Raw genomic sequence first — 21564 nt, 5'->3', positions numbered from 1 at the left:
TTGATCGCCTGATCGGCTCATTTTCGAAAAAACCATAAGAAAAAATAGTGTGGGGCGGCTCCTGCCGCTCCACACATAAGGCGGGGAGGCCGAGTTGAGCATCGAGACAACCAAAGTCAGCGGACCACAGGAGTTCGAAAAGGCGTTGGCCGCAAGCGACGGCAGCGTCGCTTCCTTCGACACGCATTCGCGCACCCCGCTGGAAAGCATCCAGCACAGGCTCCACAAAAGCCCGGCAATGGTGCCCCTGATCATCCTCGTGCTTTCGGTGATCCTGTTCGGCGTCGTTGTCGGTGGCCGCTTCTTCTCCCCCTTCACGCTGACGCTGATCCTGCAGCAGGTGGCGATAACCGGTATGGTCGGCATCGCCCAGACGTTGGTGGTGCTGACCGCCGGCATCGACCTGTCGGTTGGTGCCATCATGGTCCTGAGTTCTGTCGTCATGGGCCAGTTTGCCATGCACTACGGTGTCCCGGCACCCGTGGCCGTCGCCGTCGGGCTGCTTGTCGGCGCGCTTTGCGGCCTGGTCAATGGCGTCCTCATTGCCAGGGTGAAACTGCCGCCCTTCATCGTGACGCTCGGCACCTGGTCGATCTACGCTGCCATCAACTTCATCTATTCGGGCAACGAGACCATCCGCAGCCAGGACCTCGAGGCAACGGCGCCATTGCTGCAATTCTTCGGCAACTCGTTCAAGGTCGGCGGCGCCGTCTTCACCTACGGCGTGCTTCTGATGCTGATCATGGCGGCGATCGCCTGGTACGTGCTCAACCAGACTGCCTGGGGTCGCCATGTCTATGCGGTGGGTGACGACCCGGAGGCAGCCGAACTGTCGGGTGTCCGTGTCGACCGGATGCTGCTCGTGGTCTACACGCTGACGGGCATCATTTGCGCCATTGCCGGCTGGGCGCTGATCGGGCGCATCGGCTCGGTCTCGCCTCAGGCCGGCCAGTTCGAGAACATCAATTCGATCACGGCCGTGGTGATCGGCGGTACCTCGCTGTTTGGCGGACGCGGCTCCATCCTCGGCACCATCTTCGGTGCTCTGATCGTCGGCGTGTTCGCACTGGGATTGCGGTTGTGGGGAACGGATCCCCAATGGACGCAATTGTCGGTCGGCGCCCTTATCATCGTCGCGGTCGGCATCGACCAATGGATCAGGAAGATCTCGGCATGACCCAGGCTCAGGAACCCATCCTCACCGCGCGCGGCCTGACCAAGCGTTACGGTCGCGTCACTGCCCTCGACAGCGCCGACTTCGATCTCTACCCCGGAGAAATCCTCGCCGTGATCGGCGACAACGGCGCCGGCAAGTCATCTCTCATCAAGGCCATTTCCGGTGCGGTGGCGCCGGATGAGGGAGAGATCCGGCTCGAGGGCAAACCGATTGCCTTCAAGTCGCCGATGGAAGCCCGCGAAGCGGGTATCGAAACCGTCTACCAGAACCTGGCTCTGTCGCCGGCACTGTCCATCGCCGACAACATGTTTCTTGGCCGCGAAATCCGCAAGCCGGGTTTCCTTGGCCGATGGCTTCGCATGCTCGACCGTCCGGTGATGGAAAAGCGCGCGCGTGACAAACTGACCGAACTCGGTCTGATGACGATCCAGAACATCAGCCAGGCGGTGGAGACGCTGTCTGGCGGCCAACGTCAGGGCGTTGCCGTGGCACGCGCCGCCGCCTTCGGCTCGAAGATGGTCATCATGGACGAGCCGACCGCGGCGCTCGGTGTCAAGGAGAGCCGCCGCGTGCTCGAACTGATCCTCGACGTCAAGAAACGCGGCCTTCCGATCGTGCTCATTTCACACAATATGCCGCATGTCTTCGAGGTCGCCGACCGTATCCACATCCATCGGCTGGGCCGTCGCCTGGCCGTCATCGACCCCAAACAATACACGATGTCCGATGCGGTAGCCTTCATGACCGGGGCCAAGGCACCGCCGGAGGTCCTGGCGGCCTGATCTTGCCAATTGCCGCAGGGGCATTCAACCCGGCAATGGTTTAAATCGATTGAAGACATGCTGCAATGCACTAAGATAGGCTGGGAGAAACTGTGAAAGCCGGTATGATCAGGCCAACTGAACGAGAGGCGATATGACATCCGCCATGACGATCGAAGCCCCCGCTCTCGACAATCCCGATCCCAGAACGCTCGCCGAAGAAGTCTTGATGTCCCTCAAATACAGGGTCGGCAAGGACACCACAGTCGCGACCCAGTACGACTGGCTGACCGCCTCGATCAAGGTCGTGCGCGACCGCATCGTCGACCACTGGATGCAGGCGACGAAAGAGGCCTACGACCAGCGGGAAAAGCGCGTCTACTACCTGTCGCTGGAGTTCCTTATCGGCCGCCTGATGCGCGACGCCTTTTCCAATCTCGGCCTGATGGAGAACATGCGCGAGGCACTGACCTCGCTCGGCGTCGACCTCGACGTGATTGCGGCGTTGGAGCCGGATGCGGCGCTCGGCAATGGCGGCCTTGGCCGGCTCGCCGCCTGCTTCATGGAAAGCATGGCCACGGTCGACATTCCCGCGCATGGCTACGGCATCCGCTACGCCAACGGCATGTTCCGCCAGGAGATACACGATGGCTGGCAGGTCGAGCTGCCCGAGACCTGGCTCGACCACGGCAACCCCTGGGAATTCGAGCGGCGCGAACGCTCCTTCGAGGTCGGCTTCGGCGGTTCGGTGGAATCCATCACCACCAAGGACGGTCGGCTCGAACGCCATGTCTGGAAGCCGACCGAGCACGTGCTCGCCGTCGCCTACGACACGCCCGTGGTCGGCTGGCGGGGAAACCGCGTCAACACGTTGCGGCTGTGGTCGGGCATGCCGGTCGATCCGATCCTGCTCGACAAGTTCAATGCCGGCGATCACATCGGCGCGCTCGCCGAAAGCAACAAGGCCGACGCTTTGTCGCGCGTGCTCTATCCCGCCGATTCCCACAAGGCCGGGCAGGAGCTCAGGCTGCGGCAGGAGTATTTCTTCTCGACCGCCTCGCTGCAGGACATCGTGCAGCGGCATCTGAGCCAGTATGGCGACCTGAAGTCACTGCCCGACAAGGCGGCGATCCACCTCAACGACACCCACCCGGCGATCGCGGTGCCTGAGCTGATGCGGCTCCTGATGGATGTCCACGGCATGGACTTCGACCTTGCCTGGGACATCACCAAGCGCACCTTCGGCTACACCAACCACACGCTGCTGCCGGAGGCGCTGGAGAGCTGGCCGGTGCCGCTGTTCGAGCGGCTTTTGCCGCGCCACATGCAGATCGTTTATGCCATCAACGCCGAGATGTTGCTCGAAGCCCGCGCGACCAACCAATTTTCGGGCGAGCAGATCAGCCGCATCTCGCTGATCCAGGAGAATGGCGACCGCCGCGTGCGCATGGGCAACCTGGCCTTTGTCGGCTCGCACTCGATCAACGGCGTCTCGGCGCTGCATACCGAGTTGATGAAGGAAACGGTCTTCGCCGATCTCCACAGGCTCTACCCTGATCGCATCAACAACAAGACCAACGGCATCACGCCGCGGCGCTGGTTGATCCAGTGCAATCCCGGGCTGACATCGCTCGCCCGCGAAACGATCGGTGACCGTTTTCTCGACGACATAGATGCCATCAAAGGGCTCGAGGCCTTTGCCGACGACAGCGCGTTTCGCGACAAATTCGCCGCCGTCAAGCGGCAGAACAAGGTGCGGCTGGCCAATCTCGTCGCCGATCGGCTCGGCATCAAGGTCGATCCCTCGGCACTGTTCGACATCCAGGTCAAGCGCATCCACGAATACAAGCGCCAGCTTCTGAACATCCTCGAGGCGATCGCGCTCTTCGACCAGATCCGCTCGCATCCCGAGCGCGACTGGATGCCACGCGTGAAATTCTTCGGCGGCAAGGCCGCGCCCAGCTATCACAACGCCAAGCTGATCATCAAACTCGCCAACGACGTCGCCAGGGTCATCAATCGCGATCCGGCCGTTCGTGGTTTGCTGAAGGTGGTGTTCGTGCCGAACTACAATGTCAGCCTGGCCGAGATCATGATGCCGGCGGCCGACCTGTCCGAGCAGATTTCGACCGCGGGCATGGAAGCGTCGGGCACTGGCAACATGAAGTTCGCGCTCAACGGCGCGCTGACCATCGGTACGCTCGATGGCGCCAATGTCGAGATCAAGGAGTGCGTCGGCGACGACAACATCTTCATCTTCGGCCTCACCACGGCAGAGGTCGCCGAGCGACGTAACAATGGCTACAACCCGCGCGGCATCATCGAGGCTTCCTCCGAACTGGCGCAGGCGGTCGCGGCCGTCTCGTCGGGCGTCTTCTCGCCCGATGATCCCAATCGCTACCGCGATCTCATCAACGGTCTCTACGACAGCGACTGGTTCATGGTCGCGGCGGATTTCGACGCCTATGCCGCTTGCCAGCGCGACGTCGATGCGGTCTGGCGCAACAGCCCCGATTGGAACGCCCGGGCAATCCGTAACGTCGCGCGCATGGGCTGGTTCTCATCCGATCGCACCATCCGCCAATACGCGAAAGAAATCTGGAACGTGCCTGTCTGATGTGATTGCATGAGACTACGAACAATGTGGTCCGGGATGTGAGTTGAGTGCCGAACTCACGTCACCGGAAGACAAAAACATGGTGCCCTGGGAGGGACACTGCCTGATGAGGAAGCCGAGCGCGACCGCTGCGACAAGCGGGCCGGACGGACTGGCGCCAGCCGGCGATGTTGCGGCGATTGTCGCCGGCACGCATGGCGATCCGTTTGCGGTGCTTGGTGTCCATGAGATCGGCAAGGGCCTGTTTGCCCGCTGCTTCGTCCCGCATGCAGAACTCGTCACCGCCTACACGCTGACCGGCATCAAGGCAGGCGAACTGTCCAGGCGAGACGATGCCGGCTTCTTCGAGGGCAAGCTGTCGATCAAGAAGCGGCAGCCGCTGCGCTATCACGCCAGGAACGCCGGCGGCGACTGGTGGCTGACCGATCCCTATTCGTTCGGCCCGGTGCTGGGGCCGATGGACGACTATTATATCGCCGAGGGGTCGCATCTCAGGCTGTTCGACAAGCTTGGCGCGCATATCATCGAGCACGAGGGCGCCACCGGGGTGCACTTCGCCGTCTGGGCTCCAAACGCTCGGCGCGTGTCGGTGGTCGGCGATTTCAACGACTGGGACGGCCGCCGGCATTCGATGCGCGACCGTCGCGACACCGGCATCTGGGAGGTGTTCATTCCCGATATCGGCGCCGGGCGACCCTACAAATACGAGATCATCGGGCCCGATGGCGTGCGGTTGCCGCTCAAGGCCGACCCGTTCGCCTTCAAGTCCGAACTGCGCCCGGCGACGGCGTCGGTGACCGCGGTGGCGCCGTCGCATTCATGGGGTGACGAGGCGCACCGCACTTTCTGGCGCAATGCCGATCCGCGCCGTGAAGCGATCTCGATCTATGAGGTCCATGCCGGCTCCTGGCAGCGTCGCGACGACGGCACGTTCCTGTCATGGGATGAATTGGCCGACCGGCTGATCCCCTATGTGGTCGAGACCGGCTTCACCCATATCGAGTTCATGCCGATCTCCGAACATCCCTATGATCCGTCCTGGGGCTATCAGACGACTGGCCTCTACGCGCCGTCGGCGCGTTTTGGCGATCCGGACGGCTTTGCCCGCTTCGTCGATGGCGCCCACCGCGCCGGCGTCGGCGTGATCCTCGACTGGGTGCCGGCGCATTTCCCTGTCGACGAGCACGGCCTGGTCCATTTCGACGGCACCGCGCTCTATGAGCATGCCGACCCGCGCAAGGGCTTTCATCCCGACTGGAACACCGCGATCTACAATTTCGGCCGTCGCGAGGTGATATCGTTCCTGGTCAACAACGCGCTGTTCTGGGCCGAAAAATACCATGTCGACGGCCTGCGCGTCGATGCGGTCGCCTCGATGCTCTACCTCGACTATTCGCGCAAGCAGGGCGAATGGATCCCCAACGAGAAGGGCGGCCGCGAGAACCTGGAGGCGGTCAGCTTCCTGCAGAAGATGAACAAGGAGCTCTACGGCCACCATCCCGGCGTCATGACCATCGCCGAGGAATCGACCTCATGGCCGAAGGTCTCGGCGCCGGTCCATGAGGGCGGGCTGGGCTTCGGCTTCAAGTGGAACATGGGCTTCATGCACGACACGCTGGAGTATTTTTCCAAGGAGCCGATTTTCCGCAAGCACCACCACAACGACCTGACCTTCGGCCTGGTCTATGCCTTCTCGGAAAATTTCGTGCTGCCGCTCTCGCATGACGAGGTCGTGCATGGCAAAGGCACGCTCTTGGGCAAGATGGCCGGCGACGACTGGCAGAAATTCGCGACCTTGCGCGCCTACTATGGTTTCATGTGGGGCTATCCCGGCAAGAAGCTCTTGTTCATGGGTCAGGAATTCGCGCAGCGCCGCGAATGGAGCGAGGCGCGCGCGCTCGACTGGAACCTGCTGGATTTCCGCCCGCATCGCGGCGTCTGGCAGACGGTGCGCGATCTCAACTATCTCTACCGTTCACGACCGGCGCTGCATGGCCGGGACTGCGAGCCGGAGGGCTTTTCCTGGCTGATCGTCGACGACAGCCAGAATTCGGTTTTTGCCTGGGCACGCAACGCGCCTGACGGCAACCCGGTGGCTGTCATCTCCAACTTCACGCCGGTGCCGCGTGACAATTATCGCGTGCCGCTGCCGAAGGCCGGCAAGTGGCGCGAGATCATCAACACCGACGCTTCCGAATATGGCGGCTCCGGCATGGGCAATGGCGGCATGGTCGTCGCCGGCGGGGAGGGGGCTGGCGTGTCGGCGACGATGCTTTTGCCGCCGCTGTCGACGATCATGCTCGAACATGTTCCAGACTGAGTAAACGGGGAGGGTAAAACATGGCAGAAACGAAACGGACCCAGCCGCTGGCTCGCGACGCGATGGCCTACGTGTTGGCTGGCGGACGTGGCAGCCGTCTCAAGGAACTGACCGACCGGCGCGCCAAGCCGGCGGTCTATTTCGGCGGCAAGACGCGCATCATCGACTTCGCGCTCTCCAACGCGCTCAACTCCGGCATTCGCCGCCTCGGCGTGGCCACGCAGTACAAGGCCCATTCGCTGATCCGCCACCTGCAGCGGGGCTGGAACTTCCTGCGGCCCGAACGAAACGAGAGTTTCGACATCCTGCCGGCGAGCCAGCGCGTGTCGGAAACGCAATGGTATGAGGGCACGGCTGACGCCGTCTACCAGAACATCGACATCATCGAGGCCTACGGGCCCGAATACATGGTCATTCTCGCCGGCGACCACATCTACAAGATGGACTATGAGATGATGCTGCGCCAGCACGTCGACGCCAATGCCGACGTCACCGTCGGCTGCCTCGAAGTGCCGCGTATGGAAGCGACCGGTTTCGGCGTCATGCATGTCGACGCCAAGGACAACATCATCGCCTTCGTAGAAAAGCCCGCTGATCCGCCGGGCATTCCCGGTAACCCTGAATTCGCCCTGGCCTCGATGGGCATCTACGTCTTCAACACCAAGTTCCTGATGGAGCAGCTGCGCCGCGACGCCGCCGAGCCGGGTTCGAGCCGCGACTTCGGCAAGGACATCATCCCCTATATCGTTGAGCACGGTAAGGCGATCGCGCACCGCTTCACCAAGTCGTGCGTGCGCTCGACCGCCGAGAACGAAGCCTACTGGCGCGATGTGGGAACGGTCGACGCCTATTGGGAAGCCAATATCGACCTGACCGACGTGACGCCGGAGCTCGACCTCTACGATCGCGACTGGCCGATCTGGACCTATGCCGAGTTGAAGCCGCCGGCAAAATTCGTCCATGACGAGGACGGCAGGCGCGGTTCGGCCGTGTCGTCGCTGGTCTCGGGCGATTGCATCGTCTCCGGCGCGTCGCTGAAGAAAAGCCTGATCTTCACCGGCGCGCGCATCAACTCCTATTCGACGTTGGAAGAGGTCGTCATGCTGCCCGACGTTCATGTCGGCCGGAACGCAAAGTTGAAGCGCGTCGTCATCGACCACGGTGTAAGGATACCGGAGGGGCTGGTGGTCGGCGAGGATCCCGTGCTCGACGCCAAGCGCTTCCGCGTCTCGGAAAAGGGCATCTGCCTGATCACGCAGGACATGATCAACAAACTGGGGCTCTAGAGAAATTCCAGGAAAAGTGTGAAACGGTTTTCCGCCCTGATTGCTTGGAAACCCGGAATTTTGCTTGGAAACGAAGAGTTGGACAGGATCGGAAAGACGCATGCAGGTTCTGTCGGTCACGCCCGAGATCTTTCCGCTGATCAAGACCGGCGGGCTTGCCGACGTGACCGGCGCGCTGCCCATCGCGCTGGCGGCCAAGGGCGTGACCATGCGCACGCTCATTCCAGGCTTTCCCGCGGTGATGGAAGCCTTCAAGAAACGTAAGGCCGTTTACCAATATCCGCTGCTGCAGGGCGGCAAGGCTTCGGTGCATGCCGTCCAACTCGCAGGGCTCGATCTTTTCGTGCTCGACGCGCCGCACCTGTTCGACCGTCCCGGCGGTCCCTACGGCAACGCCTCGGGCGCGGACTGGCCGGACAATTGGCGGCGCTTCGCGGCGCTGAGCCAAGCCGGCGCCGATATCGCCGGTGGCGCCATCTCCGGTTACCTGCCCGACATCGTCCATGCCCATGACTGGCAGTCGGCGATGACGCTTGCCTATATGCGCTACGGCAAGGCGGTCGGCACGCCGTCGATGATAACCGTGCACAATCTCGCCTTCCAGGGGCAGTTCGGCGCCGGCATTTTCGGGGAACTTGGCTTGCCGGCAGCGGCGATGGCACTTGACGGCGTCGAATATTATGGCGGCGTCGGCTTCCTCAAGGCCGGCCTGCAGGCCGCCTGGGCGATCACCACGGTGAGCCCGACCTATGCGCAGGAGATCCGCTCGCCGGAGTTCGGCATGGGCCTCGACGGTCTGATCAACATGCGCTCCAGCGATCTCTACGGCATCGTCAACGGCATCGACACCGCGATCTGGAACCCGGAAACCGACAAGCATCTGGTATCGGATTATACGGCTGGAACGCTCGAGGCGCGCGCGCCCAACAGAGCCGCCGTCGAGGAGCGGTTTGGCCTCGATCGCGACGACAGCCCGATCGTCTGCGTCGTCAGCCGACTGACCTGGCAGAAGGGCATGGACATATTGGCGACGGTGGTCGACGGCATCGTCGCGACCGGCGCGCGGCTGGCCGTACTGGGCTCAGGCGATGCCGGTCTCGAAGGCGCTCTGCTTGCCGCCGCGGCGCGCCACCGCGGCCGTATCGGCGTGGTCGTCGGCTATGACGAAGGGCTGTCGCACACCATGCAGGGCGGCTGCGATGCCATCATCATTCCATCGCGCTTCGAGCCCTGCGGACTGACGCAGCTCTACGGCCTGCGCTATGGCTGTGTGCCCGTGGTCGCCCGCACCGGCGGTCTCGCCGACACCATCATCGATGCCAATGAAGCTGCGATGGCTGCCGGCGTGGCGACCGGGTTCCAGTTTGCTCCCAACAATGGCGGCGCGATGCTGCACGCCATCCGCCGCCTGGCGGACGCCCACGCCAATCCCGCGGCTTTCGAAACCATCCAGCGCCAAGGCATGAAGAGCGATGTGTCATGGGATCGAAGCGCGGAAAAATACGTTGAACTCTATCGCCTTCTGCTTTCGAAAAGGGTTGCTTGAAGCATGATACGTACCGTCCCCACCAAACCCTATTCCGACCAGAAACCCGGCACGTCGGGCCTGCGCAAGAAGGTGCCTGTCTTCCAGCAGGAGCACTATGCCGAGAACTTCATCCAGTCGATCTTCGACGCGCTCGACGGCTTCAAGGGCAAGACCCTGGTGATCGGCGGCGATGGCCGCTATTACAACCGCGAGGTCATTCAGAAGGCCATCGCCATGGCCGCCGCCAACGGCTTCGGCAAGGTGATGGTCGGGCAGGGCGGCATATTGTCGACGCCGGCCGCCTCGCATGTCATCCGCAAATACAAGACCTTCGGCGGCATCATCCTGTCGGCCAGCCACAATCCCGGCGGCCCGCATGAGGATTTCGGCATCAAGTACAATGCCGGCAATGGCGGTCCGGCGCCGGAAAAGCTGACCGACGCCATCTTCGAAAAGACCAAGGCGATATCGAGCTTCAAGATCGCCGACATCGATACGATCGACATCGACACGATCGGCACGGTCACGGCCGCCGGCATGACGGTCGAGATCATCGATCCTGTCACCGACTATGCCGAGTTGATGGAAAGCCTCTTCGACTTCGACGCGCTGCGCAAACTGTTCAAGTCGGGCTTCCGCATGCGTTTCGACGCCATGCATGCGGTGACGGGCCCCTATGCCAAGGAGATCCTCGAACACAGGCTCGGCGCGCCCAACGGCACCTGCCGCAACTTCAAGCCGCTTCCGGATTTCGGCGGCCACCACCCGGACCCGAACCTCGTCCATGCCAAGCATCTCTATGATGAGATGATGGGACCGGACGCGCCCGATTTCGGTGCCGCTTCCGATGGCGACGGCGACCGTAACCTGATCATCGGGAAGGGCATTTTCGTCACCCCGTCCGATTCGGTGGCGATGCTGGCCGCCAACGCCCGCCTGGCGCCGGGCTATAAGGACGGGCTGAAGGGCATCGCCCGTTCGATGCCGACCAGTGGCGCGGCCGATCGCGTCGCCCACAAGCTCGGCATCGGCATCTATGAGACGCCGACCGGTTGGAAGTTCTTTGGCAATCTGCTCGATGCCGGCATGGCGACGATCTGCGGCGAGGAGAGTGCCGGGACCGGCTCCAACCATGTCCGTGAAAAGGACGGCCTATGGGCGGTGCTGTTGTGGCTCAACATCCTTGCCGCGCGCGGCGAGAGCTGCAAGCAGATCGTCACCGAGCACTGGGCGACTTATGGGCGCAACTACTATTCGCGCCACGATTATGAGGAGGTCGAGAGCGACCGGGCCAACGCGCTGGTCGACGAACTGCGCGCCAAGCTCGCTTCGCTGCCCGGCACCAGCGTGCGTGGCCTGAAGATCGCCAATGCCGACGACTTCGCCTATCACGACCCGGTCGATGGCTCGACCAGCGAGCACCAGGGCATCAGGGTGCTGTTCGAAAGCGGCTCCCGCGTCGTCTTCCGGCTTTCCGGCACCGGTACCTCGGGCGCGACGATCCGCGTCTACATCGAGCGCTACGAGCCGGACAAGGCGAGGCACGACCTTGACACGCAGGTCGCGCTCGCCGACCTCATCGCCGCCGCCGACGACATCGCCGGGATCAAGAGCCACACCGGCCGCAACAAGCCGAGCGTGATTACTTGAGGGTGCCGCTACGCGCCCATAGCTCTCGCAAAGCGCCAGGTGAGACAATGACGGGCGTAGGGCGCTATACCCCCCTCTGGCCTGCCGGCCATCTCCCCCTCAAGGGGGGAGATTGGCGGTTTCAGTGTCTCGTTCCTCCTGCTGCGTTGGCCGTTGTTGAAAGCAGTGCGGCAGTGCGATCTCCCCCCTTGAGGGGGAGATGTCCGGCAGGGCAGAGGGGGGTGTCTCGCGCTAACCTGAGCTATATTTTCCAGTGACCCAGCTTGGCGCAACCGTCACCCGCGACGGCATCCGCTTCGCCGCATGGTCTTCATCGGCCCGCCGCCTCTGGGTTTCGATCTTTGACGACCGGGGAAACCGTGAACTCGACCGGCTGGAACTGAAGCCGGAAGACGAGGGGGTCCATGCGCTCCTTGTCTCTGGCGTTGCCGCGGGCACGCGCTACGGCTTCCGTGCCGATGGCGACTATGCGCCAGAGCGGGGGCTTTGGTTCGACCCTGACAAGCTGCTGACCGATCCCTATGCTGTCGAGATCGACCGACCCTATGCCTATCACTGGCGGCTTGCAGCGCGGCGCAACGAAGGCGCCGACACCGCGCCGCTGATGCCCAAGACCGTGGCGAAGGCCTTGCCCACGGCTATGCCCATCCTGCCGCCGCTGTTTCGTCCGGGTGGCCTGATCTACGAAGTGCCGGTGCGCGCCTTCACCAAGCTGCACCCTGAGGTGCCGGAGGCGCAGCGCGGCACCGTCGCGGCGCTCGCCCACCCGGCTGTCATCGAACATCTGCAAAGGCTTGGCGTCTCAGCCGTCGAACTGATGCCGGTGACGGCGTCGATCGATGAGCGGCATCTGCCGCCGCTGGGCCTCAGCAACGCCTGGGGCTACAACCCCGTGACCTTCATGGCGCTCGACCCGCGCCTGGCGCCCGGCGGCCTTGCGGAATTGCGCGACACCGTCGCGGCGCTGCGTCAGGCCGGCATCGGCACCATTCTCGACCTCGTCTTCAACCATACGGGCGAAAGCGACAGGCTGGGGCCGACGCTGTCGCTGCGCGGCCTCGACAATCAGGCTTATTACCGGCATCAGCCGGATGGCAGGCTGGTCAACGACACCGGCACCGGCAACACGGTTGCGTGCGACCGTCCGGTCGTGCGGCAGATGGTGCTCGACACGCTTCGCCATTTTGTCCGCCACGCCGGCGTCGATGGTTTTCGCTTCGACCTGGCGCCGGTGCTGGGGCGCGTCGACGGCGCGTTCGATCCCGCATCGCCGTTGCTCGGGGCGATCGCCGGAGATCCCGTCCTGGCCGATCGCGTGCTGGTCGCCGAACCCTGGGACATCGGTCCCGACGGCTACCAGCTCGGCAATTTTCCGGCGCGCTATCTGGAATGGAACGATCGTTATCGCGACGATGTCAGGCGCTTCTGGCGTGGCGATGCCGGTGCGGTTGGACCGCTGGCGACGCGGCTTGCCGGCTCGTCCGATATTTTTGGCAGGACCGGCCAGCCAACCAGCCGCACGGTCAATTTCATCGCCGCCCATGACGGCATGACACTGGCCGACATCGTCGCCTATGAGCGAAAGCACAACGCAGCCAATGGCGAGCAGAACCGCGACGGCCACAACGACAACCTGTCCTGGAACAATGGCGTCGAAGGCGAGACCGACGATACGGCGATCACCAGGGCGCGCTTCGACGATCAGTGCGCGCTGCTTGCCACGCTTTTTGCGTCGCGCGGCACCATCATGCTCACCGCCGGCGACGAATTCGGCCGCACCCAGAAGGGTAACAACAATGCCTACGCGCAGGACAACGCCATCACCTGGCTCGACTGGGCAGGCCGCGACCAGGCGCTGGAGCAATACACCTCGGCGCTCGCGGCGCTGCGCCGAACTGTCCCGGCGTTGTCGGACACGCATTTCCTGACAGGAGAGCTGGCTGGTGCTTCAGGCGTTCCCGACGTCGCCTGGCTGACCGAAACCGGTGTGGCGCTTGCCGAGGCGGATTGGAGCGATCCCGCCCGACACCGCCTCGTCATGCTGCTGGGCGATCCCGAGGGCGGCCGCTTTGCCGTCATGGTCAACGGCGATCGCCGCCAATGCGTCTTCACCTTGCCTGCGCGCGACGGGTTCCAATGGCTGCCGGCGATGGAAACGCAGACGATTGACCTCGCGCGGCCGCTGCCGGGCCGCGGCGTCGGTTTCATGATTGAGCGTCGGACCGTAATGGGCCGCGCCGGGAAGGGTTCGTGATGGCCGACAACAATGCCGGGCAGAGGGCCGAATGGTGGCGGGGCTGCGTCATCTATCAGGTTTATCCGCGCTCCTTCCAGGACACGACCGGTGACGGCAGCGGCGATCTCAGGGGCATCACGGCGAGGCTTGCCCATATCGCCTCGCTCGGTGTCGATGCCGTCTGGCTATCACCCTTCTTCAAGTCGCCGATGGCCGACATGGGCTATGACGTATCGGACTATCGCGACGTCGATCCGATGTTCGGCACGCTGGACGATTTCGATGCGCTGGTTGCCGAGGCGCACCGGTTGGGCCTGAAGATCATCATCGATCAGGTGCTGTCGCACTCATCCGACAGGCACGAATGGTTTGTCGAAAGCCGAGCCAGCCGCGACAATCCCAAGGCAGACTGGTACGTCTGGGCCGATACGAAACCCGATGGCAACGCGCCCAACAACTGGCTGTCCGTCTTCGGCGGGCCGGCCTGGGAGTGGGATTCGACCCGCCGGCAATATTACATGCACAATTTCCTCGCCTCGCAGCCCGACCTGAATTTCCACAATCCGGATGTCCAGGATGCGCTTTTGGACACGGTGCGCTTCTGGCTGGAGCGTGGCGTCGACGGCTTCCGGCTGGATACGGTCAACTACTATGTCCATGACCGCTGGCTGCGCAGCAACCCGCCTCTGGCGTCGAGCGTCGCCGGCACCAATGGCGAGACCAACACCTATCTCTATCAGGAGCATCTGTTCGACAAGTCGCAGCCGGAAAACCTTGCCTTCCTGAGGCGCTTTAGGGCGCTGCTCGACGAGTATCAGGACCGCGCCGCTGTCGGTGAAATCGGCGATGAAGGACGCTCGCTGCAGACGCTGGCCGCCTACACGTCCGGCCGCGACAAGCTGCAGATGTGCTACACTTTCGACCTGCTCGGTCCGCAGTTTTCGGCCGCGCATGTGCGCGGCTGTGTCGAGGCTTTTGAAAGCGCGGTGGCCGATGGCTGGGTCTGCTGGGCGTTCTCGAACCATGATGTGGTGCGCCATGTCAGCCGCTGGACGCGACCGGACGGCGATTCCGACACGGTGGCCAGGTTCTCGATCCTGTTGCTGTGCAGCCTGCGCGGTTCGATCTGCCTCTACCAGGGAGAGGAACTCGGGCTCGATGAGGCGGAGCTTGCCTATGAGGATCTGCGCGATCCCGTTGGCATCCGCTTCTGGCCCGGTGCCAAGGGCAGGGATGGTTGTCGCACGCCGATGGTCTGGGAGGCTGGCGCCGACAATGCTGGTTTCTCCACTGGCAAGCCCTGGTTGCCGGTGCCGGCAAGCCATCGTGCCCGTGCGGTCGATGTGCAGAACGGCGAGGAGCAATCGGTGCTGTCCGCCTACCGGTCAGCGCTCGCCTTGCGCAAGCGGCATCCGGCGCTGGCCGGCGGTTCAATCCGCTTTCTTGACGCCGAGGGCGACGTGCTCGCCTTCATCCGCGAAGGCGGCGAGGAGAGATTGCTCTGTGTCTTCAATTTCGCCGGGGAGCAGGCGAATTGGCCGGTGCCGTCGGATATTGGAACTGTTGCGGCTGTCTTGGGCGGCACCACTAACGTTGACGACAACGCGCTCGCGCTGCCGGCGCTCGGTTGCTTCCTCGGTCGGCTCGACTGATTGCGGTTCGACCGCCCTTCAAGCGACCTGCTTGGCCGCGAAAGCTCTATTGAACGAGCACCGCCCGCCCGCAGGTCGCTCCGGTGACGCGCACGTCGGCCTGGCCGACACCGACACCCAGTGCCGAAAGCACATTGTAGAGCAGGTCGTCGACCGGCGCCGTTACGGTGTTGAGCAGGCCCACCACCGCAGGTTTGACCGTTCCGATCAGTGCGGTCGCATCGATCCCGAGACCAAGCAGATTGGCGGAAAGCGACAGGTTGTTGACCAGTGAGGTGGTGAGCGACTGCGAGATGTTGCGCGTCGAAACGGTCTTGATCGTCTTGTTGGCGATGTCGGTCGCGTTGAAGGTCAGGGTCTGCGGGCTGTTGTTGGTGATCGCGGTCGCGGCCGACCCCACCACCTGGATCGCCGGTATCAACAGCAGCTTCACATCGGCGATGTCCGCATCCGTGAAGGTCTGCGGATGGCTGAAGTCAGCGAAACCAGAGGGGTTGTTGCTGTTGGCCAGGTTCAACTGGGCAATGCCAGGGTGTGCGGCGATGGAGACGTTGATGCTGGAAGGCCCTGTCGGACAGGTGATATCGGTCAGCTTGGCTTCGGCATAGGCGACTTCCACATTGAGCGGCAGATTGACGGCGACCAGGTTGATGCCGCCGGCGAGGCCGGGCGTGCCGATGCCGACGGAGGCCGTGAGTTTGATGCGCGTCTGGGCGGTCCGTACGACAGTGCCGATGCCGCCGACCGCGAGCCAGGGCGAGGATTGCGCCGGCTCCCCAATGGCAATGCTGAGCTTGGTGGAGAGCAGCCCCGGTATGGTGGCGCCGAGATCGACCGCGGCCTGGTTGGTGCCGTTCGCGAGTACGGCCGCGGCGGTCAGCATTCCCATGGCGCTTGCGTCGATCCCAAGGCCGGACGGCTGTTGCCCGAGGCCGAGGCTGCCGACGGAACCAAGGTCGACAAGGCTGCTGAGCGGGATCTTGACGGTACCGGTCGATTTGGAGGCGATGATCTGCAACGCGACCTTGGCGGTATTGCCGAGGCCAGGAACATTGGCCATGGCGGTGGCGATCTGGCCGACGGTCGCTTTCGAGGCCAGGACGTCGGAGTAGGTGCCGGCCGTGATGTTCAGTTGTGTGGCGAGCGCACTGACGAAGGAAAGCACGCTGACATCGGCCGAAATCAGCCCATTATAGTCCATGACGCTGAGCGAGATGTTGCCGCCGAGAAGTCCGCTCAAAAGAGCGTTGAGGATGCCGCCGTTGACGCTGAGCAGTCGGGATCCGACCGAGAATGTCGCCTGCGGCGTCATACTGGCGGTGGCTTGGGTGCCGATGACCGGAGTGGGCAAAAGCGAGCTGGCGAAGTAGCGGGCGGGGATTTTCGTCAACGTGACGTGCACTGCATTATAGGGTGTCACGCCGGCCTGGAAGCGCTGGCCGACATTGGCGGTCGACGAGGCATATCGGCCTTGCGTGACCGTCACCACTGTCTTATCGACAGCCGGGGGGATAGTCTGGCCCGAAGCTTGAACGACGATACCTGGCATGCCGTTGTCGGTGAGCGTGGTGACGACCGCCGTGTTGACATTGTTGATGTTCGAGGCGGCGGTGATCGCCGCCAGGTCGACCATCGCTTGGGCTTGCCGGCGCTCGGTGTAGATTGAGGCCTCATCGATGGCCACCGCGGCCAGCGCCAGCGCGACCGGTGCGCTCAATGCCGTCATGACGGCGAAGTTCGCCTTCTTGTCGGCAAGCATATGCTGGGAAAGCCGCACCACCTTCGTGCGCCGACGCAACGGCATTCAGATACCCCCAACCCTGATCGTTGACTGGCGCGTGATCGTGGTCCCCGGCATGGCTATGCCCGGGAAGAGATTCCAGATCGGCAGGTTGCGTGCATCGTACTGGATGGACACCACGAACTGGCTCCCGTCGGCGGTGCTGTCGTTGGCCTGGTAGGTCAGCTTGCTGGCATCGACGAAGGGATAGCCGCCGGCATTGTTTGTCAGGAAGCTCGCCACGAGCGTCTGCCGCTCGGTCTGGTTCAACCCGGCGATGGCCGTCCGGGCGGCGTCTGCCGTGATCTGCTGGATTGAGTTGGCGGCGCCAAAATAGATGCCATATGCAACCATCCCGAGTAGGAGAAGGATGAAGAGCGGTGATAGCACAGCGAACTCGACTGCCGAGGTCCCCGAAGCATCTGTTCGGAACTCGCGCCATCTGACCTTGGAAACAAGCTTCTCAACCATGGTGCCGAGCATGCCAAATTTCGCATGCAGAAAGCGAAAACTCAGGGTACAACCGGCGGCTGCGCACGATTGAAAAAGCCATTTCTAATTTAGCGGTTGCTTCTGTGATTGCGGGGATTGACTTAGGGTCAATCAGTACTCGGTTGAAAAGAGCTTACCTCCTGTCTAGTCTCCTGCCACCAGCTGCCGGAGGGAACCGGCGGCACGCTCAAAGGAGCCAGGCATCGGTTCCGGGGCGTCAACACACGAAAAGGCGCGCGACGGCAGCGCCGATAGGGAGAACTTCATGCTGAAAAATATGCTGAAGGCGACAGTTTTCGCCACGACCATGGCAGTGACCGCCGGCACGTTCTACACGCCGGCATTCGCCGAAATTGTCTACAACCGAGGCACCGCTGCCGAATCCGAATCCGTCGACCCGCACAAGACCTCTACGGTCTACGAAGCCAATGTCTTGCGCGACCTGTTCCAGGGCCTCGTCATGCAGGATGAGAAGGCCAATGTCATCCCAGGCGCCGCCGAGAGCTGGACGGTATCGGATGACGGCACCGTCTACACCTTCAAGCTGCGCAAGGACGGCATGTGGTCGGATGGCAGCCCGGTGACTGCCGAGGACTTCGTCTATGCCTTCCGCAGGCTGGAGGATCCGGCCACCGGCGCCGAATATGCTTCCATGCTCTATCCCATCAAGAATGCCGAGGAGGTCAACACCAAGAAGGGCAAGCCTGAGGATATGGGCGCCAAGGCGATTGACGCAAATACGCTGGAAGTGACGCTGAAGGCGCCGACGCCCTACTTCCTGGAGATGCTGACCCACCAGGCGACCTATCCGGTCAGCAAGGCCTCCATCGAAAAGCTCGGCGCCGACTGGATCAAGCCGGGCAAGCTGGTGTCGAACGGCGCCTACACGCTGGCGGAATGGGTCCCTAACGACCACATGAAGCTGGTCAAGAATCCGAAATTCTGGGACGCGGGCAGCGTCAAGATCGACGTCGTCAACTACATTCCGACCGAAGACCGTTCTTCGGCGATGAAGCGCTTCGAGGCTGGCGAACTCGACAGCTACGACGATCTGCCGACCGAACAGCTCGCCGACTTGAAAACCAAGTTCGGCGACCAGATCCATGTCGGGCCGTATCTCGGCACCTACTATTATGCGATCAAGACCGACAAGGCGCCGTGGAACAACCCCGAGCTGCGCAACGCCATCTCGATGGCGATCGACCGTGACTTCATCGCCGAAAAGGTCTGGCAGAATTCGATGCTGCCCGGCTATTCGATGGTGCCTCCCGGCATTGAGGGCTACACGCCGGCAATGGCCAAATATGCCGACATGCCCCAGATCGATCGTGAGGACGCGGCCAAGAAAATCCTCGAGAAGCTCGGCTATACGCCCGAACATCCGCTGAAGATGGAGATCCGCTACAACACCTCGGAGAACCACAAGAACACTGCCGTCGCCATTCAGGAGCAGTTGAAGCCCCTCGGCGTCGACGTCACCTTGCTCAACACCGACACCAAGACCCACTATTCCTTCCTGGAGCAGAAGGGCGATTACGACGTGGCGCGCGCCGCCTGGATCGCCGACTACAAGGATCCGGAAACCTTCCTCGGCATCTCGCGCAAGGCGAGCGGCAACAACTATTCGAGCTACAACAGCCCGCAATACGAGGCTGCCATGGACAAGGCAGCCGCTGCCGGCGGCAAGCCTGAAGAACGCATGAAGGATCTCGCTGAAGCCGAGCGCATCCTGGTCGACGACGTCGGCCAGATTCCGCTGCTCTACTATAGCTACCACGACATCGTTTCCACGAAGCTGCACGGCTTTGTCGACAATGTGATGGACGTTCACCCGTCCCGCTTCATCAGCAAGGACTGACCTCCCAGGCAAACCCGCCGCGCCCTTGAGTGGCGCGGCGGTGCTGGTTTGCCATCGCATCGGCCCGGGAACCGGAATCGCTTTTCGGAAAGTTCGGTGCGTAGATTTGAAAGCCGGAGTACAATCGTCCCGTTGGACGGATGTGTTCCGGATCAAGCGGGGCACCGATGCTGCGATATGTATTCCGGCGGCTCTTGACCGCCATTCCGACGCTGTTCGTTATCGTGACGATGGCGTTCTTTCTGATGCGGGTTGCGCCGGGCGGGCCATTCAACCAGGAGCGGGGACTGAGCCCCGAGATCAGGGCTAACCTTGAAGCCCAGTATGGTCTCAACGACCCGCTCTGGCTGCAATATGCGCATTATCTCGGCAATCTGCTGCGCGGTAATTTCGGCCCGAGCTACAACATGCCGGACTTCACCGTCACCGAATTGTTTGCCAAGGGCCTGCCCATTTCCGTCCAGCTCGGTGCTTCGGCGCTGATCCTGGCGCTGCTGCTCGGCAGCCTGCTCGGTACCATTGCCGCGCTCAACCAGAACAAGCTTGGCGACTATGCGGTGATTGCGCTGGCGACAGCCGGCAGCACCATTCCGACCTTCGTCATCGCGCCGGTGGTCCAGCTCCTGTTCGGGCTGACCTGGAAGCTGTTGCCGATCGGCGGGTGGGGCGATGGCGCCTTCATCAACAAGGTCGGCCCGGTGCTGACGCTTGCCTTGCCGCAGATTGCCATCGTTGCCCGCCTCATGCGCGGTTCGATGATTGAATCGCTGCGGTCCCACCATATCCGAACCGCCCGCGCGCTCGGCCTTTCCGACTGGTCGGTTGTGGTCAAGCACGCGCTGCGCGGTGCCATCCTGCCGATCGTCTCCTTCACCGGTCCGGCGGCGGCAGCGCTGCTGACCGGCTCGGTCATTGTCGAGACCATCTTCTCCATTCCCGGCGTCGGCCGTTATTTCGTCGATGCCGCGCTCAACCGCGACTACACGCTGGTGATGGGGACGGTGGTGGTGATCGCCATCTTCACCATCGTCTTCAACCTGATCGTCGATGTCATGTACGCGGTCGTCGACCCAAGGGTGCGCTATGACTGACATCGCAGCCACAGCTCCCGTCGTGGTCGGCCGCTCGCTCTGGGGCGATGCCTGGGCGCGCCTGAAGGCCAATCGCGCCGCCATGCTCAGCCTCTACTACCTCGTTTTTATCGCCGCCATCAGCGTGTTCGGCCCTTGGTTCGTGCCGCACCAGTATACGACCATCTATGCCGACTATGTGCGCACGCCGCCGAGTCTTACGGCCTACCCGAAGGCCGATATGATCGAGACGGCCCTCAACGACGCGATCAAGCGCATGCGGGTCGACATCAAGGAATGGAAGCAGGATGGGGAGCGCGTCACGGTCACCGTCACCTCCACCAAGCCGATCGATGATCGCAACATCCGCTACCTCGACCGCTCCGATGCCTTCGACGACACAAAGATCGAGAGCAAGTCGCCCGACGGGCTCGAAGTGGTGATGAGCACGTCGGTGAAGCAGCAATATTTCCTGTTCGGCACCGACAATACCGGCCGCGATCTTCTCTCGCGCACACTGATGGCCGGCCGCATATCGCTGGCCATCGGCCTGCTTGCTGGTGTCGTGGCGGTGGTGATCGGGGTGGTTTACGGCGCCACGGCCGGCTTTGCAGGGGGCAAGGTCGACGAGGTCATGATGCGCATCGTCGACGTGCTCTATTCCTTGCCATTCATTTTCTTCGTCATCATGCTGGTCGTGTTCTTCGGTCGCAATTTCGTGCTGATGTTCCTGGCGGTCGGTGCGGTGCTGTGGCTCGATATGGCACGCATCGTGCGTGGCCAGGCATTGTCGATCCGACGTCAGGAATATGTCCAGGCGGCGGAGGCGATGGGCGTCGGCCACCGCGGCATCCTGCTACGCCATGTCATCCCCAATCTGCTTGGTCCGGTGGTGATCTACATGACGCTGCTGGTGCCACAGGTCATTATCCTGGAAAGCTTCCTGTCATTCCTCGGCCTTGGCATCCAGGAGCCGATGACCAGCTGGGGCGTGCTGATCTCGGTCGGTGCCAAGAACATCGGCACCGCCAACTGGCTGCTCATGTTCCCCGCCTTCTTCCTCGTCTCGACGCTGTTCGCCCTGAATTTCGTCGGCGACGGCCTGCGCGACGCGCTCGACCCAAGGGATCGATAAAG

Annotated in this window: 14 protein-coding genes; 12 read left to right on the top strand and 2 right to left on the bottom strand. The window is 62.7% G+C overall.

Translation table 11 applies throughout. The annotated features are described in order from the left end of the window. The first annotated feature begins 94 nt into the window (after positions 1–94). The 9 genes from FJ934_RS13065 to FJ934_RS13020 all read left to right on the top strand — a co-directional run bounded on the left by FJ934_RS13065 (position 95) and on the right by FJ934_RS13020 (position 15227). Positions 95–1177: an ABC transporter permease gene (locus FJ934_RS13065; RefSeq protein ID WP_140610030.1), complete on the top strand. Its 1083-nt coding sequence runs from the start codon at positions 95–97 to the stop codon at positions 1175–1177. Beyond that, positions 1153–1959: an ATP-binding cassette domain-containing protein gene (locus FJ934_RS13060; protein ID WP_181165601.1), complete on the top strand. Its 807-nt coding sequence runs from the start codon at positions 1153–1155 to the stop codon at positions 1957–1959. The genes FJ934_RS13065 and FJ934_RS13060 overlap by 25 nt, the downstream gene beginning before the upstream one ends. Before the next feature lie 133 nt (positions 1960–2092). Beyond that, positions 2093–4555, top strand: coding sequence for a glycogen/starch/alpha-glucan phosphorylase (locus FJ934_RS13055; RefSeq protein ID WP_140610028.1), 2463 nt, complete (start codon positions 2093–2095; stop codon positions 4553–4555). A gap of 106 nt (positions 4556–4661) precedes the next feature. Next, positions 4662–6875, top strand: coding sequence for a 1,4-alpha-glucan branching protein GlgB (glgB, locus tag FJ934_RS13050; protein WP_140610027.1), 2214 nt, complete (start codon positions 4662–4664; stop codon positions 6873–6875). 20 nt (positions 6876–6895) lie between these two features. Then, entirely contained in the window at positions 6896–8161 is a 1266-nt protein-coding gene (gene glgC / locus FJ934_RS13045) for a glucose-1-phosphate adenylyltransferase (RefSeq protein ID WP_140610026.1), read from the top strand. Positions 8162–8261: 100 nt separating this feature from the next. Next, positions 8262–9707: a glycogen synthase GlgA gene (glgA, locus tag FJ934_RS13040; protein WP_140610025.1), complete on the top strand. Its 1446-nt coding sequence runs from the start codon at positions 8262–8264 to the stop codon at positions 9705–9707. A gap of 3 nt (positions 9708–9710) precedes the next feature. Beyond that, positions 9711–11339, top strand: coding sequence for an alpha-D-glucose phosphate-specific phosphoglucomutase (locus FJ934_RS13035; protein WP_140610024.1), 1629 nt, complete (start codon positions 9711–9713; stop codon positions 11337–11339). A gap of 253 nt (positions 11340–11592) precedes the next feature. Continuing rightward, positions 11593–13593: a glycogen debranching protein GlgX gene (gene glgX / locus FJ934_RS13025; RefSeq protein ID WP_140610023.1), complete on the top strand. Its 2001-nt coding sequence runs from the start codon at positions 11593–11595 to the stop codon at positions 13591–13593. After that, entirely contained in the window at positions 13593–15227 is a 1635-nt protein-coding gene (locus FJ934_RS13020) for an alpha-glucosidase family protein (protein ID WP_140610022.1), read from the top strand. The genes glgX and FJ934_RS13020 overlap by 1 nt, the downstream gene beginning before the upstream one ends. Positions 15228–15273: 46 nt before the next feature. On the opposite strand, the gene FJ934_RS13015 is transcribed toward FJ934_RS13020, so the two are convergent. Both FJ934_RS13015 and FJ934_RS13010 read right to left on the bottom strand, forming a co-directional pair. Continuing rightward, positions 15274–17031 carry a TadG family pilus assembly protein gene (locus FJ934_RS13015; protein WP_140610021.1) on the bottom strand — a complete coding sequence of 586 codons (1758 nt, stop codon included), beginning with the start codon at positions 17029–17031 and terminating at the stop codon, positions 15274–15276. Then, positions 17032–17478, bottom strand: coding sequence for a TadE/TadG family type IV pilus assembly protein (locus FJ934_RS13010; RefSeq protein ID WP_140610088.1), 447 nt, complete (start codon positions 17476–17478; stop codon positions 17032–17034). 286 nt (positions 17479–17764) lie between these two features. On the opposite strand from FJ934_RS13010, the gene FJ934_RS13005 reads away from it, so the two are divergent. The 3 genes from FJ934_RS13005 to FJ934_RS12995 all read left to right on the top strand — a co-directional run bounded on the left by FJ934_RS13005 (position 17765) and on the right by FJ934_RS12995 (position 21562). Then, a complete protein-coding gene (locus FJ934_RS13005; protein ID WP_140610020.1) occupies positions 17765–19357 on the top strand; it encodes a peptide ABC transporter substrate-binding protein in 1593 nt (530 codons plus the stop codon). 167 nt (positions 19358–19524) lie between these two features. Continuing rightward, positions 19525–20448, top strand: coding sequence for an ABC transporter permease subunit (locus tag FJ934_RS13000; RefSeq protein ID WP_140610019.1), 924 nt, complete (start codon positions 19525–19527; stop codon positions 20446–20448). Continuing rightward, positions 20441–21562 carry an ABC transporter permease subunit gene (locus FJ934_RS12995; protein WP_140610018.1) on the top strand — a complete coding sequence of 374 codons (1122 nt, stop codon included), beginning with the start codon at positions 20441–20443 and terminating at the stop codon, positions 21560–21562. The genes FJ934_RS13000 and FJ934_RS12995 overlap by 8 nt, the downstream gene beginning before the upstream one ends. The last annotated feature ends 2 nt before the right edge of the window (positions 21563–21564 follow it).

Source organism: Mesorhizobium sp. B2-4-12, from assembly GCF_006441575.1.
Taxonomy (GTDB): Bacteria; Pseudomonadota; Alphaproteobacteria; order Rhizobiales; family Rhizobiaceae; genus Mesorhizobium.
This window is presented reverse-complemented; position numbering and strand designations above follow the sequence as displayed.